Raw genomic sequence first — 15,143 nt, 5'->3', positions numbered from 1 at the left:
ATCCCCCGAGGACCGTACTCGGGGGATCCGGGTGTCTCGATCAGAACCCCGTGACGGGATTTTTCAGGGTTCCGATCAGCTGGAGGGCGCCCGACGGGTCCGCCAGGTCCACCATCTGCTCGTTGTTGCGCAGCTGGAGGCGGTTGAGGCAGGACAGGGCGAACTCGGGGGCGAACATGTCGTACTGGCGGAACTTGTCGGCCAGTTCGGGGTTGGCCTCCTGGTAGGCGCGGGTGACGTCGGCGACCGTGCGCCAGAAGTCGTCCTCCTCCAGGATCCCCTCGCGGGCCAGGTCGGAGGCGAGGAAGCGGAAGAAGCAGTCGAAGACGTCGGTGAAGAGGGACAGCAGTTTCTTGTCCTCGGGCACCTCGACGCGGATGCGCCGGACCTCCGGCGGCAGCACCGCGTCCGGATCCAGGACGGCGATCTCCTCGGCGATGTCCTTGTAGATCGCCCGCTGCACGACCCCGTCCTTCAGCACCAGGATCGTGTTCTCGCCGTGCGGCATGAAGACCAGGTCGTAGGCGTAGAAGCTGTGCAGCAGGGGTGTGTAGTACGCCTGGAGGTAGTGGCGCAGCCAGTCGGTCGGGGCCAGGCCCGACTGCTCGACGAGCGCGCCGGCCACCGACCTGCCCTCGTCGTCCACATGGATCAGGGAGGCCATGGTCGCGAGCGACTCGCCGTCCCCGAGGGAGGTCACCGGGCTCTCCCGCCACAGGGCCGCCAGCATCTTGCGGTACGGCGAGTAGCGGTCCGTGGTCGCCTCGTACTCCAGGTGCCGGTAGCCGACGGCCGCCCGCTCCCGGATGATCGACAGGCCGGACGACTTCAGCACCGGGTCGTTGTCGATGAGCTGCGCCAGCCAGTCGTTGATGGCCGGGGTCGCCTCCATGTAGGCGGCCGACAGTCCGCGCATGAAGCCCATGTTGATGACGGACAGGGCCGTCTTCACATAGTGCTTCTCGGGGTGCGAGGAGTTGAAGAACGTCCGGATGGACTGCTGGGCCAGGTACTCGTCGTCGCCCTCGCCCAGGCACACCAGGTTCCCGCGCGCGATCTCGGCCGCGAAGGTGACGGTGAGCTTGTTCCACCACTGCCAGGGGTGGACGGGGATGAGCAGGAAGTCGTCCGGGTCGAGGCGCTGCTCGCGCAGCACGCCGGCGAACCGCTCGACGGTCTGCTCGCCCAGCTCCTCCCGCAGGAAGGCCTCGTACTCGATGCCGACCCCGGCCGTGAACGCGGCGCGCGACCTGTGGGCGGCCAGCCACACCAGCCGGACCGGGCTCGCCGTCTCCGGCGCGTACGACAGGTACTCGTGGATGCCGAAGCCGAGCCGGCCGTTGTTGGCGACGAAGCAGGGGTGGCCCTCGGTCATCCCGGTCTCGATGGCCTGGAAGCCGCTGCCCACCAGCTCCGCCGACGTGATCCGCGGCTTGGTGAGCTTGTAGCAGGTGCCGGAGAGGGTGGAGGAGATCTCCTCCAGATAGACGGGGAGGATCGCCTCGCTCAGGCCCAGCGCCTTCCTCAGCTCGATGAAGAAGTCCAGCGCGGCGACCGGGAGTTCGACGTCGTCGCGGGTGCGGGTGATCGAGTCGGCGTCCACCTGCCAGTGGTCGAGGGCGCGGCGGACGGCCGTGAAGCGGTAGTACGTCAGCCCGTCGTCGCTGCGGACGACGTAGTGCTCGCCCTGGAGCTGTGGGTCGAGCAGCCGCTCGTGCGCGAACTCGGCGAGGGCCTTGCGGACGAGGAGTCGGTTGGCCTTCTCCCAGCGCTCGGGGGAGAGGTGGGCCACGGCGTCGGAGAGGCTCACGCGGACACCGCCGTCGCCGCGAGGAAGCTCTCCCGGGTGCAGAAACTCAGCAACGCCGTCTTCTCCGGCTTCTGGATCTCCCGCTCGGGCACGAACCCGACGGCCTCGTTCAGGGCGTGGACGGCCGTGTTGGACACGTCCGGCTCGACGACGACCCGCCGCACGGTCGGGTCCTCGAAGAGGTGGGCCATCACGGCCGTGATGACGGCCCGGGTGAAGCCGTGCACCGGGGTGTCGGTCGCCGGGGTGAGGAAGTGCATGCCGACGTCGCCGGGCAACGGCTCGTACAGACCGACCAGTTCGCGGTGGACCGGGTCGTACCGCTCCATCAGGAAGACCGGTACGCCGTCCCGCAGCCCGAGCAGGGCCTGCTGGTGCGGGTCGGCGGCGATGTCCATGTAGGCGCGCTCGACGTCGACCAGTTCGGCGTCCTGCATCATCCAGTAGGCGGCTTTCGGGTGCGTCAGCCAGGAGTGCAGCAGTTCCGCGTCGCTGAGCGGGTCCAGGGGGCGGAAGGTGAAGGTCATACGGCGAACTCCTGGAACGCGATGGACTTCTCGACCGGGTAGTACTCGCTGCCGAGCAGCTCACGGATGATGTAGCTGTTGCGGTACGCGCCCATGCCGAGGTCGGGGGAGGTGACGCTGTGCGTGTGCACACCGGCGTTCTGCAGGAACACGCCCCGGCCCGTGGTGTCGATGGCGTAGTTGCGGGCCACGTCGAAGTTGCCGTGGGAGTCGTAGCGCAGTCGGTCCCGGATCGGGGCGAGGAACTCCGGCTCGGCGTACTTGTAGCCGGTGGCCAGGATCAGCCCCTGTGAGCTCAGCTCGTAGTCCTTCTCCTGCTCCTCCTGACGGAAGGAGAGGGTGTACGAGCCGTCGGCGTAACGCGCGCTGTTGAGCGAGGAGTTGGTGATGAGCCGGGTGGGGACCGGGCCGCCGAGGTTCTTCCGGTAGAGCAGGTCGAAGATCTCGTCGACGAGATCGCCGTCGATGCCCTTGAACAGGCCCTTCTGCTCGGCCGTGAGCCGGTAGCGGGTGCGTTCCGGCAGCTCGCGGAAGTAGTCGATGTACTCCGGGGAGGTCATCTCCAGCGTGAGCTTGGTGTACTCGAGCGGGAAGAAGCGCGCGGAGCGGGTGACCCAGTTCAGCCGGTAGCCGTGGACGTCGATCTCGCTGAGCAGGTCGTAGTAGATCTCGGCGGCCGACTGACCGCTGCCGACCAGCGTGATCGACTCCTTCTTCTGCAGTTCCGCCTTGTGCTGCAGATAGCGGGAGTTGTGCAGGAAGTCGCCGCCCAGGCCGGCGCAGGCCTCGGGGATGTACGGGGGCGTGCCGGTGCCGAGGACCAGACGACGGGCGCGGAACACCTCGCCGGCGGTCGTCCGTACGACGTACAGCTCGTCCTCGTAGGTCACCTCGGCGACCGTCGTGCCGAACCGCACGCTGCGCAGCCGGTTCGCGGCCCAGCGGCAGTAGTCGTCGTACTCGACGCGCAGCGGGTAGAAGTTCTCGCGTATGTAGAACGAGTACAGCCGGCCCTTCTCCTTCAGATAGTTGAGGAAGGAGTACGGCGAGGTCGGGTCGGCCAGTGTGACCAGGTCCGACATGAACGGCGTCTGCAGATGGGCGCCGTCGAGGAACATGCCGGAGTGCCACTCGAAGTCGGGCTTGGACTCCAGGAAGAGACCGTCGAGCGCGTCGATCGGCTCGGTGAGACAGGCGAGGCCGAGGTTGAAGGGGCCGAGCCCGATGCCCACGAAGTCGTAGGTGTCCTTCACGGGGGCGGGCTCAGGAAGCGCGGTCAAGGGACTCTCCCAGGTACTGCTCGGCATGGCCGGCGATCAGGTCGAGGACGGCCGTGATGTCGTCGGCCGTCGTCTCGGGGTTGAGCAGGGTGAACTTGAGGTAGTGGCGGGCGCCGACCTTGGTGCCCGCGACGACCGCGGCGCCGGAGGCGAACAGGGCCTTGCGGGCGTAGAGGTTGGCGCGGTCGATCTCGGCCGGGTCGGTGACGGCGGCGGGGATGTGGCGGAAGACGAGGGTGGACAGCGACGGCTCCACGACGACGTCGAAGCGGGGGTCGGCGGCGAGCAGTTTCCAGCCCTCGACGGCCAGGTCGCAGACCTCGTCGAAGAGCTGCCCGATGCCGTCGGCGCCCATGGTGCGCAGGGTCATCCACAGCTTGAGCGCATCGAAGCGACGGGTGGTCTGCAGGGACTTGTCCACCTGGTTGGGGATGCGCTCCTGCACCATGCGGCGCGGGTTGAGGTACTCGGCGTGGTAGGTGGCGTGCCGCAGCGTGGCCGCGTCCTTGACCAGCACGGCGGACGAACTCACCGGCTGGAAGAAGGACTTGTGGTAGTCGACGGTGACGGAGTCGGCACGCTCGATGCCGTCGATCCGGTCCCGGTACTTCACGGAGGCGAGCAGACCGCAGCCGTAGGCGGCGTCGACGTGCATCCATGCGGCGTACTGCTCGCACAGCTCGGCGATCTCGGGCAGCGGGTCGATGGAGCCGAAGTCGGTGGTGCCGGCGGTGGCGACGACGGCCATGGGGACGAGGCCGTCCTGGCGGCAGCGCTCCAGCTCGCGGGCGAGGGCCACGGTCTGCATCCGCTTGTCGGCGCCGACGGGGATCGACACGACGGAGTCCTGGCCCAGGCCGAGCAGTTTCGCGGACTTCTTGACGCTGAAGTGGCTGACCTCGGAGGCGAAGATGCGCAGGTCGGCGAGCGAGTCGGTCTTGGCCTCCTCACGGGCCAGCAGCAGCGCCTGCAGATTGGACTGGCTGCCGCCGGAGGTGAACACGCCGTCGGCGGCGGGGCCGAGGCCGATGCGCTCGTTCGTCCAGTCGATCAGTTTGCGCTCGATGAGGGTGCCGCCGGCCGACTGGTCCCAGGTGTCGAGGGAGGAGTTGACGGCGGAGAGGACCGCCTCGCCCAGCACGGCGGGGATGACGACCGGGCAGTTGAGGTGGGCGAGGTAGCGCGGGTGGTGGAAGTAGATCGCGTCGCGGAGGTAGACCTCCTCCAGCTCGTCCAGCACGGCGGCGGTGTCGCCCAGCGGCTGGTCGAGGTCGATCTCGTCGATGCGGGGCGCGAGGGCGTCGACCGTGACGCCGGTGAACGGACGGTCGGTGGCGGCGAGTCTTGCGGCCACCCGCTCCACTCCTTCGGTCACGGAGCGGCGGTACTGCTCCGCGGTCGTGTCATTGAGCAGGTGCGAGCGCATGGTGGAGGTCCTCCGGGGAACGGAATTCAAGGTTCCGGGTCAAACTTAGGTAAGCCTAACCTAACTAAAACGTTCGAGGCTGTGCCTCTGCCGTGACCGTGATCACGTGGGAGAAGTGCGTGGGGAAGTGCCTAAGAGAGGCGCCTGAGAGAGGTGCGTAGGAGAGGGGCCCCGGCTACTCGGCCGCGCGCAGCTCTTCCTCGGTCATCCCCAGCCGCCAGTACCCGACGAAGGTGACGCGACGCCGGTCGATCCCGCGCTCGCCGACGAAGTGCCGGCGCAGCGCCTTCACGGACCCCGACTCGCCGGCGATCCAGACGTAGGGGTGCTCGGCGTCGGGGAGCCGGGCGGCGCGGAACGCGTCGAGGGAGCGACCGGCGTGCAGCCAGGTCACCTCGGCGTCCGCCGGAGAGGTCAACTCGTGGACGTTTCCGGAGTCGTGGGCCTCGATCCACGCCCGCACCCGCAGCCCCGCGGGCAGCGACTCCAGGATGGACGAGACGGCGGGCAGGGCGGTCTCGTCGCCCCACAGCACGACCAGGTCGGTGTCCGCGGGGGGCCGGAACCGGATCGCCCGGTTGTCGGCGACGGCCGGCCCCAGCAGCACGACCCGGTCCCCGGCCGAGGCCCGGGAGGCCCACTCGGAGGCGGGACCGGCGGGGGTGTGCAGCACGAAGTCGATGTCGATCTCGTCGGGATCGCGCCGCAGCGCCCGCAGCGTGTACGAGCGCATCACCGCCCGCACGTCGTCGGGCAGTTCCCGCCACCCCTGCCACCATCCGTCCCCGAGCTCGACGGGAACCCGCGGCTCGACCTGCCCCGGCGGCGGAATGAACAGCGACAGGGACTGGTCGAACCCGTCGGAGAAGAAGTACTGCAGATCCGGGCCGGTGAAACCGACCCGCACAAGAGACGATCCGAGTCGCCTCACGCCCGTGACCTGAAGAGAGAAGAACCGAAACGGCGAATCGGCGGCGGTGGCCATGACGGGGGGACTCCTCGAACGTGGGGCGGGGCAGCTCACTTAGGGGCGCGGGGCTGTGTCGATATGCGGCTCCGCCGCGGGGCGCGCCCAGCCACAACGGACCCGCAGCCAACCCACAACCTCAAGTCACCCGATCTCAGGCGACCTTCTTCGCCTTCTCAAGAGCCTCAGCAAGGTTCTCCAGCAGCGGCACGCACTTCGCATACGACAGAATCGGCTCCGGCGAACGAGCGATGACCTGCCCAGCCTTCACCGCAGGCAACTTCTTCCAGGTGGCCTCGGTGATCGCCGAAGGCTGGATCGTCGACGAGCGGTCGTCCATCATGATGATGTCCGCCGCGTACTTGTCGACGTTCTCCCAGCTCAGCGACTCGTACCAGCCGCCGCCCTGCGCCTTCGCGCTCTCCGGCGGCTCGACGAAGTTCACGCCGAGGGCCTTGAAGTACTCCAGGTCGATGGAGAGATTGGTGCCGGAGACGTAGAACAGGTCGGCGCTCGCGGAACCGGCCATCACCTTGAGGTCGGGCTTGGCCTTCGCGGCGGCGCGCAGCCGGGCGGCCGCGTCCTCGAACTTCTTCTTGGCGTCGGTGGCGGCGGCCGCGGTCAGGTCCGCGCCGAGGGACTCCGCCAGCTCCCACATGCGCTCCAGCGGAGCGGTCAGCTGGCGGTCGTAGACGGAGACGCCGACGCTCGGGGCGAGCTTGGCGATCTTGTCCTTGGAGGCCTCGGGGACGTACCAGAGGGTGCCGGCGTTGTCGAACATCGTGGAGATGAGCACGTCGGGCGCGAGGGCCGCGTACTTCTCGACGCTGAACTCGTCCCAGACGTTGCCGAGGATCGTCACCTTGGCGACGTCCATGTCGCCCGCCTGGACGTCCGCCTTGCCGTCGGTGGTCCTGGTCGGGCCGAAGACGCCCTTGACCTGGATGCCGTAGTCGTAGAGGGCGGCGCCGACGCCGGTGAACGCGACGATGTTCGCGGGGATCTTGTCGAGCTTCACCGTGGTGCCGCGGTCGTCCTTGAACGTCCAGGGGCCGGACTTGGCCGAGGCGCTCGCCGCCGACGACGATTCCGAGCCGCTGCTGCTCGCGTCCTCGTCACCGCAGGCGGCGAGCACGGCACCGAGGCCGAGGGCGCCGCCGGCGGCGAGGATGCCACGGCGGGTGGGACGAGCGGCTCTGGCGTTGGACATGTGTCTGGCTACCTTCGAACGGGGTGGATCACCCGGGGACGATTCGGAACGAAGGTTAGCCTAACCTCAGCTCGTGTCCAGGGGGTGCCCGCTCTCTGTGCCATACCTGTGCATTGAAGGCGTGAGGGGTTTCGGGAGACTGTTTCAGGTACGAGATCGCCGATGGCCCCGCGGAAGTGAAGACGCGCGGGGCTCGCGTGGGTCAGCCGGTCAGCCCCAACTCACGGGCGATCAGCATCCGTTGCACCTCGCTCGTGCCCTCCCCGATCTCCAGGATCTTGGAGTCGCGCCACATCCGGGCCACCGGGTATTCGTTCATGAAGCCGTAGCCGCCGTGGACCTGGGTCGCGTCGCGGGCGTTGTCGACGGCGATCGTCGACGAGTACAGCTTCGCCAGGGCGGCCTCCTTCTTGAAGGGGTCGCCGGCCACCAGCCGCGAGGCCGCGTCCCGCCAGGCGAGGCGGGCGGTGTGCGCCTTCATCTCCATGTCGGCGATCTTGAACTGGATGGCCTGGTTGGCGCCGATCGGACGGCCGAACGCCTCCCGTTCCTTGGCGTACTTCACCGACTCGTCCACACAGCCCTGCGCCAGCCCGGTCGCCAGGGCCGCGATGGCGATGCGGCCCTCGTCGAGGATCCGCAGGAACTGCGCGTATCCGCGGCCCTGTTCGCCCAGCAGGTTCGCCGCCGGGACGCGGACCTCGGAGAAGGACAGCTCGCGGGTGTCGGAGGCGTTCCAGCCGACCTTCGAGTAGGGAGCCGCGACCGTGAAGCCCGGGGTGCCGGACGGGACGATGATCGCCGAGATCAGCGGCCGGCCGTCCGGCTTGCGGCCGGTCACCGCCGTGACCGTGACCAACCCGGTGATGTCGGTGCCCGAGTTGGTGATGAAGCACTTGGTGCCGTTGATCACCCATTCGTCCGTGTCGAGGTCGAGACGGGCCGTGGTGCGCGTGGCTCCCGCGTCGCTGCCGCCGTCCGGCTCGGTCAGGCCGAACGCGCCCAGCAGCTCGCCGGAGCACAGCCGCGGCAGCCACTCACGCTTCTGCTCCGGCGTGCCGAAGAGATGGATCGGCATGGCGCCCAGCGAGACGCCCGCCTCCAGGGTGATCGCCACGGAGGAGTCGACGCGCGCGAGTTCCTCCAGCGCGATGCCGAGCGCGAGGTAGTCGCCGCCCATGCCGCCGTACTCCTCGGGGAACGGCAGCCCGAACAGGCCCATGCGGCCCATCTCGCGGACGATCTCGTAGGGGAACTCGTGGCGCTCGTAGAAGTCGCCGATCTTCGGCGCGACGACGTCGTGCGCGAACTCCTCGACCGTACGGCGGAGTTCTTCCAGCTCGGGGGAGAGACGGTGGTCCATGGTCGTTCACTCCTGGTGGGAGAGGGCGCGGACGGTACGGGACGGGCTGGGTCGGCCCAGTCGGGCGGCCATCCACTCGCTTGTGGCGACGAGACGGCCGAGGTCGACCCCGGTGTCGATGCCGAGGCCCTGCAGCATCCACACGAGGTCTTCGGTGGCGAGGTTGCCGGTGGCGGACTTGGCGTACGGGCAGCCGCCGAGACCGCCCGCCGAGGCGTCGACGGTGGTGACGCCGTGCTGGAGTGCGGCGAGGGTGTTGGCGAGCGCCTGGCCGTAGGTGTCGTGGAAGTGCACGGCCAACGCGCCCGTGGGGACGCCCTGTTCGTTCAGCGCGCTCAGCAGCGCCCGGACGTGCCCCGCGGTGGCCACGCCGATCGTGTCGCCCAGGCTCAACTCGTCGCAGCCCAGGTCGAGCAGGGCGCGGCAGACCCGGACGACCTGGTCGACCGGGACCGCGCCCTCCCACGGGTCGCCGAAGCACATGGAGAGATAGCCGCGCACCCACGCGTCCTGCGCCTTCGCCCGGGCCACCACCGGCTCGAACATGGCCAGCGCCTCGTCCACCGTGCGGTTGAGGTTGGCCTTCGCGAAGGACTCGGTGGCGCTGGCGAACACGGCGACGCGCTGCGCGCCCAGCGCGAGGGCGCGGTCCAGCCCGCGTTCGTTCGGCACGAGGACCGGCAGCGCCACCGGCAGGTCCGATACCAGCGGGAACAGCTGCTCGGCGTCAGCGAGTTGGGGCACCCACTTGGGGTGGACGAAGCTGGTGGCCTCGATGGTGGTGAGGCCGGCTTCGGCGAGGCGGTGGACGAACTCCGCCTTGACGGCCGTCGGCACGGTCGACTTCTCGTTCTGCAGGCCGTCGCGTGGGCCGACCTCGTGGATGCGCACCCGCGCGGGCAGCTCCGGGGCCGGTACGACCATGGGGAGTGTCACTGGTCCTCCTCCGCCGGGGTGATCACGGCCAGCACCTGGTCCATGGCGACCGTCGTGCCCGGGGTCACGTCGAGTTCGGCGACCGTGCCGGCGTGCGGGGCGGAGATGACGTGCTCCATCTTCATCGCCTCGACGACCAGCAGACTCTGCCCCGCGGCCACTTCGTCCCCCACGGCCACCTTGACGACCGTGACGGTGCCGGGCATGGGCGCGGTGAGCGAGTCCGCGCCCGCGTGGGCCCCGCGGGTGAGGGAGGCGGCGACGGGGTCGTGGTCGCGCACCTGCCAGGCGTCGCCGTCCCGGCCGAGCCAGGTGCCGTCCGGCAGCGCGGTGAAGGTGTGCGTGACGCCGTCGAGCAGACAGGAGAACCGGGCGTCCCCGCCGGGCCGCGGGGGCAGGCCTCCGGACCCCCGGCGCGGGGCGACCTCCCCGGCCACCAGCACCTCGGCTCCGCCGTCGGCCGCGCCGCGGACGCGGACGGTCACCGGGTCGTGCCCCGGCACCTGCAGGTGGTGTGCCGTCCAGGCCCGCTCGCCCCCCAGGCGCCAGCCGTCCGCGGCCGAGAAGGGGTCTGCCCAGCCGGCGCCGGGCGCCGGGGCGAGCGCGGCCTGGCGCAGCAGCGCCGCCGCCGCGTAGACCTCCCCCGGCACCTCGGAGGCGATCAGCTCGTCCACCACCCGCTCCACCAGCCCCGTGTCCAACTCGCCCGCCACCACCGCCGGATGGGCCAGCAGCCGGCGCAGGAAGCCCGCGTTGGTCGGCACGCCCAGCGTGACCGTCTCCGCGAGGGCCGCCCGGAGCTTTCTGAGCGCGGTCTCCCGGTCGGGGCCGTAGGCGATCACCTTGGACAGCATCGGGTCGTACAGGCTGCCGACCTCCGTGCCCTCGCTGAGCCCGGAGTCGGTGCGGACGCCGTCGCCCTGGGGTTCGCGCAGCCGCAGGACCGTCCCGCCGGAGGGGAGGAACCCGCGCGCGCCCTCTTTGACGGACACGGTCTCGGCGCAGATCCGCGCCTCGACCGCGTGCCCGGTCAGCCGGACGTCCTCCTGTCCGAAGGACAGGGGCTCGCCGGCCGCCACCCGCAGCTGCCACTCCACCAGATCGAGCCCGGTGACCAGCTCCGTCACCGGATGCTCCACCTGCAGACGGGTGTTCATCTCCATGAAGTAGTAGGACGACGGGTCGACGCCCGGCACGATGAACTCCACCGTGCCCGCGCCCCGGTACCCGCAGGAGCGGGCCGCCTGGACCGCCGCCTCGCCCATCGCGGCCCGGGTCCTCTCGTCGAGCAGCACACTGGGCGCCTCCTCGACGACCTTCTGGTGCCGCCGTTGCAGCGAGCACTCGCGCTCGCCGAGGTGGACGACGTTCCCGTGGCCGTCGGCCAGGATCTGGATCTCGATGTGCCGGGGGCGGTCCACCCAGCGTTCGACGAGGAGCGTGTCGTCGCCGAAGGAGGCGCGGGCCTCGCGGCGGGCGGCGGCGATCTCCTCGTCCAGCACGGCCAGATCCCGCACCAGACGCATCCCCTTGCCGCCTCCGCCGGCCGACGGCTTGAGCAGCACGGGCGCGCCCAGCTCGCGGGCGGCGGCGGCCAGGTCGGGGTCGCGTCCGCCGGGGACCACCGGCACCCCGGCGGCCTGCACGGTCTCCTTGGCGCGGATCTTGTCGCCCATCAGGGCGATCGCGTCGGCGGGCGGCCCGACGAAGACCAGCCCCGCCTCCTCGCAGGCGCGTGCGAAGGCCGCGTTCTCCGCGAGGAAGCCGTACCCGGGGTGGACGGCCTGCGCGCCGGTGCGGGCCGCCGCCGCCAGCAGCCGCTCGGCCGACAGATAGCTCTGCGCCGCGGGCGGCGGGCCGATCCGGACCGCCGTGTCGGCCTCCCGGACGTGCCGGGCGTCCGCGTCGGCGTCGGAGAAGACGGCCACCGAGCGCACGCCGAGCGCCCGGAGCGTGCGGATGACCCGGACGGCGATCTCGCCCCGGTTGGCCACCAACACCGTTTCAAACATGGGTCCTCACATCCGGAAGACGCCGAACTGGGGGTCGCCCAGTGGCGCGTTGGCGCAGGCGGTCAGGGCCAGGCCCAGCACCTGCCGGGTCTCCAGCGGGTCGATCACGCCGTCGTCCCAGAGGCGGGCCGTGGCGTAGTAGGCGTTCCCCTGGCGCTCGTACTGGGCGCGGATCGGAGCCTTGAAGGACTCCTCCGCCTCGGCCGGCCACTCCTCGCCGCGCCCCTCCAGCTGGTCCCGCTTGACGGTCGCGAGGACCGACGCGGCCTGCTCGCCGCCCATGACGGAGATCTTCGCGCCCGGCCACATCCACAGGAACCGGGGTGAATAGGCCCGGCCGCACATCGAGTAGTTCCCGGCGCCGTACGACCCGCCGACCACGACCGTCAGCTTCGGCACGCGCGTGCACGCCACGGCCGTCACCATCTTGGCGCCGTGCTTGGCGATGCCCCCGGCCTCGTAGTCCCGGCCGACCATGAACCCGGAGATGTTCTGCAGGAACACCAGCGGGATCCCGCGCTGGTCGCACAGCTCGATGAAGTGGGCGCCCTTCTGGGCGGACTCGGAGAACAGGATGCCGTTGTTGGCGACGACGCCGACCGGGTGGCCGTGGATCCGGGCGAAGCCGGTGACCAGGGTCTGCCCGAACTCGGCCTTGAACTCCGCGAACCGGGAGCCGTCGACCACGCGCGCGATGACCTCCCGTACGTCGTAGGGGGTACGGGAGTCGACGGGGACGGCGCCGTAGAGCCCGTAGGGGTCGACCTTGGGCTCGACGGTCGGCCGGACCGACCAGGGGAGCGGCCCGCGCGCGGGGAGCGTGGCGACGATGTTCCGGACGATGCGCAGCGCATGCGCGTCGTCCTCCGCCAGATGGTCGGTCACGCCCGACACACGCGCGTGCACCTCGCCGCCGCCCAGCTCCTCCGCCGTGACGACCTCGCCGGTGGCGGCCTTCACCAGCGGGGGCCCGCCCAGGAAGATCGTGCCCTGGCCGCGCACGATGACCGCCTCGTCGCTCATGGCCGGGACGTAGGCGCCGCCGGCCGTGCACGAGCCCAGCACGGCCGCGATCTGCGGGATACCGGCCCCGGACATCCGGGCCTGGTTGTAGAAGATCCGCCCGAAGTGCTCCCGGTCCGGGAACACCTCGTCCTGCATGGGCAGGAAGGCGCCTCCGGAGTCGACCAGACAGAGGCACGGCAGCCGGTTCTCCAGGGCGATCTCCTGGGCCCGCAGATGCTTCTTCACCGTCATCGGGTAGTAGGTGCCGCCCTTGACGGTGGCGTCGTTGGCGACGACCACGCACTCGCGGCCGGCGACCCGCCCGATCCCCGCGATGACCCCGGCGGCCGGGGCCTGTCCCTCGTACATCCCGTCGGCGGCGAGCGGGGCGAGCTCCAGGAACGGCGACCCGGGGTCCAGCAGGGTGTCGACGCGGTCCCGGGGCAGCAGCTTCCCGCGCGCGGTGTGCCGCGCCCGCGCCTTCTCCCCGCCGCCGAGGCGGGCCGCGGCGAGCTTGCCGTGCAGCTCGTCGACGAGCGCGCGGTGCGCCTGCTCGTTGGCCCGCCAGGCCTGAGAGGCGGGATCGGCCGCGCTCGTCAGCTCCGGTGCCTGTTCCATCCTCGCGGTCCCCTCACCCAGTGATCGCCTGTTAATGAGCGTTAACCATTTCCTCCAGGTTAACGACCGCTAACGCCCCTGTCTAGAATTGCCTCCATGGCCACGAGAACCGACGCCCCCACCCGCCGCGAGCAGATCCTCAAGGAGGCCGCGCGGCTCTTCGCCGAGCGCGGGTTCCACGGGGTCGGGGTCGACGAGATAGGAGCCGCGGTCGGCATCAGCGGCCCCGGGCTCTACCGGCACTTCCCGGGCAAGGACGCGATGCTCGCGGAGCTGCTGGTCGGCATCAGCGGCCAGCTCCTGACGGGCGCGAAGCACCGTCTGGCGGAGGCTGACGGGGGGTCTGCGGCGGCGGTCCTCGACTCGCTCATCGAAGGGCACATCGACTTCGCGCTCGACGACCGTCCCCTGATCACCCTGCACGACCGCGAGCTGGACCGCCTGCGCGAGAGCGACCGCAAACTGGTCCGCCAGCTCCAGCGGCAGTACGTCGAGCTGTGGGTGGAGGCCCTGCGCGCGGTGTACCCGGGCCTCGCCGAGCCCGCGGCCCGCTCCGCGGTGCACTCCGTCTTCGGCCTGCTGAACTCCACCCCGCACCTCGGCCGACCGGGTTCCCTGCCGGGCCGTGCGGCCACCGCCCGACTGCTGCACCGGATGGCGCGGGGGGCCTTCGCGGCGGCCGGGGAGTGACGAGCGTTACGGACTGATCCCCCTGGACGCCCCTCCCTACCCGCCGGTACGGTGAAACTCTGAGCAAGCGCTTAGATATGGACCCTTGAGCCAGGTGGAGGTGGCGGCGGTGCGCCGTACGGTGTTCAACGAGGATCACGAGGCGTTCCGGGAGACCCTGCGGGCCTTCATCGAGGCCGAGGTCGTTCCGGTCTACGACGAGTGGTTCGCGGCCGGCCAGGCGCCGCGCGACTTCTACTACAAGCTCGCCGAGCTGGGCGTCTTCGGCATCCGCGTCGACGAGGAGCACGGCGGCGCCGGCATCGACTCCTACAAGTTCGAGGCCGTCCTCTACGAGGAGACCGCCCGCGCGGGCGTCTCCTTCGGCGGCTCCGGCGTGCACGTGCTGCTCGGCCTGCCCTACATCAAGCTGCTCGCCACCGACGAGCAGAAGAAGCGCTTCCTGCCGAAGTTCGTCTCCGGCGAGGAGATGTGGGCGATCGCGATGACCGAGCCGGGCACCGGCTCCGACCTCGCGGGCATGAAGTCCACCGCCAAGCTCTCCGAGGACGGCACGCACTACGTCCTCAACGGCTCCAAGACCTTCATCACCGGCGGCGTGCACGCCGACCGCATGATCGTCTGCGCCCGCACCTCCGCGCCCACCGCCGAGGACCGCCGCCACGGCATCTCCCTCTTCGTCGTGGACACCAAGGCCGAGGGCTACTCGGTCGGCCGCAAGCTGGACAAGCTCGGCCTGAAGACCTCCGACACCGCCGAGCTGGCGTTCGTCGACGTCAAGGTGCCCGTCGAGGACCTCCTCGGCGAGGAGAACAAGGGCTTCTACTACCTCGGCCACAACCTCGCCTCCGAGCGCTGGGGCATCGCCTACGGCGCGTACGCGCAGGCCAAGGCGGCCGTCCGGTTCGCCAAGCAGTACGTGCAGGACCGTGTCGTCTTCGGCCAGCCGGTCGCCGCGTTCCAGAACACCAAGTTCGAACTGGCCGCCTGCCAGGCCGAGGTGGACGCGGCCGAGGCCGTCGCCGACCGCGCCACGGAGGCGCTCGACGCCGGTGAGCTGACCCCGGCCGAGGCCGCCAGCGCCAAGCTGTTCTGCACCGAGGTCGCCCACCGGGTGATCGACCGCTGCCTCCAGCTGCACGGCGGCTACGGCTTCATGAACGAGTACCCGATCGCCCGCCTGTACGCGGACAACCGCGTCAACCGCATCTACGGTGGCACCAGCGAGATCATGAAGTCGATCATCGCGAAGGACATGGGTCTGTAAGCAGCCCGCAACTACGGGCCGCTACAACTAGA

12 protein-coding genes are annotated in these 15,143 nt (G+C 70.2%); 2 read left to right on the top strand and 10 right to left on the bottom strand.

Annotated features, from left to right (window positions below; all coding sequences use genetic code 11):
* Nucleotides 1–40: 40 nt before the first annotated feature.
* The 10 genes from ABZ725_RS26825 to ABZ725_RS26780 all read right to left on the bottom strand — a co-directional run bounded on the left by ABZ725_RS26825 (nucleotide 41) and on the right by ABZ725_RS26780 (nucleotide 13,154).
* Entirely contained in the window at nucleotides 41–1,810 is a 1,770-nt protein-coding gene (locus ABZ725_RS26825; RefSeq protein ID WP_358805121.1) for an IucA/IucC family siderophore biosynthesis protein, read from the bottom strand.
* The gene (locus tag ABZ725_RS26820; protein WP_358805120.1) at nucleotides 1,807–2,337 is read right to left on the bottom strand and encodes a GNAT family N-acetyltransferase; all 531 of its coding nucleotides are present in this window, start codon (nucleotides 2,335–2,337) and stop codon (nucleotides 1,807–1,809) included. The genes ABZ725_RS26825 and ABZ725_RS26820 overlap by 4 nt, the downstream gene beginning before the upstream one ends.
* Entirely contained in the window at nucleotides 2,334–3,617 is a 1,284-nt protein-coding gene (locus ABZ725_RS26815) for a SidA/IucD/PvdA family monooxygenase (RefSeq protein ID WP_358805119.1), read from the bottom strand. The genes ABZ725_RS26820 and ABZ725_RS26815 overlap by 4 nt, the downstream gene beginning before the upstream one ends.
* Nucleotides 3,601–5,043 (bottom strand): lysine decarboxylase DesA, encoded by a 1,443-nt coding sequence (gene desA, locus ABZ725_RS26810; protein WP_358805118.1) that lies wholly within the window; start codon nucleotides 5,041–5,043, stop codon nucleotides 3,601–3,603. The genes ABZ725_RS26815 and desA overlap by 17 nt, the downstream gene beginning before the upstream one ends.
* Nucleotides 5,044–5,218: 175 nt before the next feature.
* Complete coding sequence (locus tag ABZ725_RS26805) at nucleotides 5,219–6,028, bottom strand: siderophore-interacting protein (RefSeq protein WP_358805117.1); 810 nt, start codon at nucleotides 6,026–6,028, stop codon at nucleotides 5,219–5,221.
* A gap of 136 nt (nucleotides 6,029–6,164) precedes the next feature.
* On the bottom strand, nucleotides 6,165–7,220 hold the full coding sequence (locus tag ABZ725_RS26800; RefSeq protein WP_358805116.1) for an ABC transporter substrate-binding protein: 1,056 nt from the start codon (nucleotides 7,218–7,220) through the stop codon (nucleotides 6,165–6,167).
* Between the two features lie 202 nt (nucleotides 7,221–7,422).
* Nucleotides 7,423–8,583 (bottom strand): acyl-CoA dehydrogenase family protein, encoded by a 1,161-nt coding sequence (locus ABZ725_RS26795; protein ID WP_351906650.1) that lies wholly within the window; start codon nucleotides 8,581–8,583, stop codon nucleotides 7,423–7,425.
* 6 nt (nucleotides 8,584–8,589) lie between these two features.
* Nucleotides 8,590–9,507, bottom strand: coding sequence for a hydroxymethylglutaryl-CoA lyase (locus ABZ725_RS26790; protein WP_358805304.1), 918 nt, complete (start codon nucleotides 9,505–9,507; stop codon nucleotides 8,590–8,592).
* A gap of 8 nt (nucleotides 9,508–9,515) precedes the next feature.
* Complete coding sequence (locus ABZ725_RS26785) at nucleotides 9,516–11,531, bottom strand: biotin carboxylase N-terminal domain-containing protein (protein WP_358805115.1); 2,016 nt, start codon at nucleotides 11,529–11,531, stop codon at nucleotides 9,516–9,518.
* Between the two features lie 6 nt (nucleotides 11,532–11,537).
* Complete coding sequence (locus ABZ725_RS26780; RefSeq protein ID WP_358805114.1) at nucleotides 11,538–13,154, bottom strand: carboxyl transferase domain-containing protein; 1,617 nt, start codon at nucleotides 13,152–13,154, stop codon at nucleotides 11,538–11,540.
* A gap of 96 nt (nucleotides 13,155–13,250) precedes the next feature.
* Here ABZ725_RS26780 and ABZ725_RS26775 point away from each other — a divergent pair, with 96 nt between their 5' ends.
* Both ABZ725_RS26775 and ABZ725_RS26770 read left to right on the top strand, forming a co-directional pair.
* Nucleotides 13,251–13,844, top strand: a complete 594-nt coding sequence (locus tag ABZ725_RS26775) for a TetR/AcrR family transcriptional regulator (protein ID WP_358805113.1) — start codon at nucleotides 13,251–13,253, stop codon at nucleotides 13,842–13,844.
* A gap of 109 nt (nucleotides 13,845–13,953) precedes the next feature.
* Complete coding sequence (locus ABZ725_RS26770; protein WP_358805303.1) at nucleotides 13,954–15,111, top strand: acyl-CoA dehydrogenase family protein; 1,158 nt, start codon at nucleotides 13,954–13,956, stop codon at nucleotides 15,109–15,111.
* Nucleotides 15,112–15,143 lie beyond the last annotated feature (32 nt).

The organism is Streptomyces sp. NPDC006872 (assembly GCF_040635845.1).
Lineage (GTDB): Bacteria > Actinomycetota > Actinomycetes > Streptomycetales > Streptomycetaceae > Streptomyces.
The sequence above is the reverse complement of the archived record's forward strand: the minus strand, read 5'-3'. Positions and strand labels throughout refer to the sequence as shown.

Coding starts and splice junctions, on each gene's coding strand:
- ABZ725_RS26820 (WP_358805120.1), bottom strand. CDS start 2,337: ATGACCTTCACCTTCCGCCCCCTGGACCCGCTCAGCGACGCGGAACTG.
- desA (WP_358805118.1), bottom strand. CDS start 5,043: ATGCGCTCGCACCTGCTCAATGACACGACCGCGGAGCAGTACCGCCGC.
- ABZ725_RS26805 (WP_358805117.1), bottom strand. CDS start 6,028: ATGGCCACCGCCGCCGATTCGCCGTTTCGGTTCTTCTCTCTTCAGGTC.
- ABZ725_RS26800 (WP_358805116.1), bottom strand. CDS start 7,220: ATGTCCAACGCCAGAGCCGCTCGTCCCACCCGCCGTGGCATCCTCGCC.
- ABZ725_RS26795 (WP_351906650.1), bottom strand. CDS start 8,583: ATGGACCACCGTCTCTCCCCCGAGCTGGAAGAACTCCGCCGTACGGTC.
- ABZ725_RS26790 (WP_358805304.1), bottom strand. CDS start 9,507: ATGGTCGTACCGGCCCCGGAGCTGCCCGCGCGGGTGCGCATCCACGAG.
- ABZ725_RS26785 (WP_358805115.1), bottom strand. CDS start 11,531: ATGTTTGAAACGGTGTTGGTGGCCAACCGGGGCGAGATCGCCGTCCGG.
- ABZ725_RS26780 (WP_358805114.1), bottom strand. CDS start 13,154: ATGGAACAGGCACCGGAGCTGACGAGCGCGGCCGATCCCGCCTCTCAG.
- ABZ725_RS26775 (WP_358805113.1), top strand. CDS start 13,251: ATGGCCACGAGAACCGACGCCCCCACCCGCCGCGAGCAGATCCTCAAG.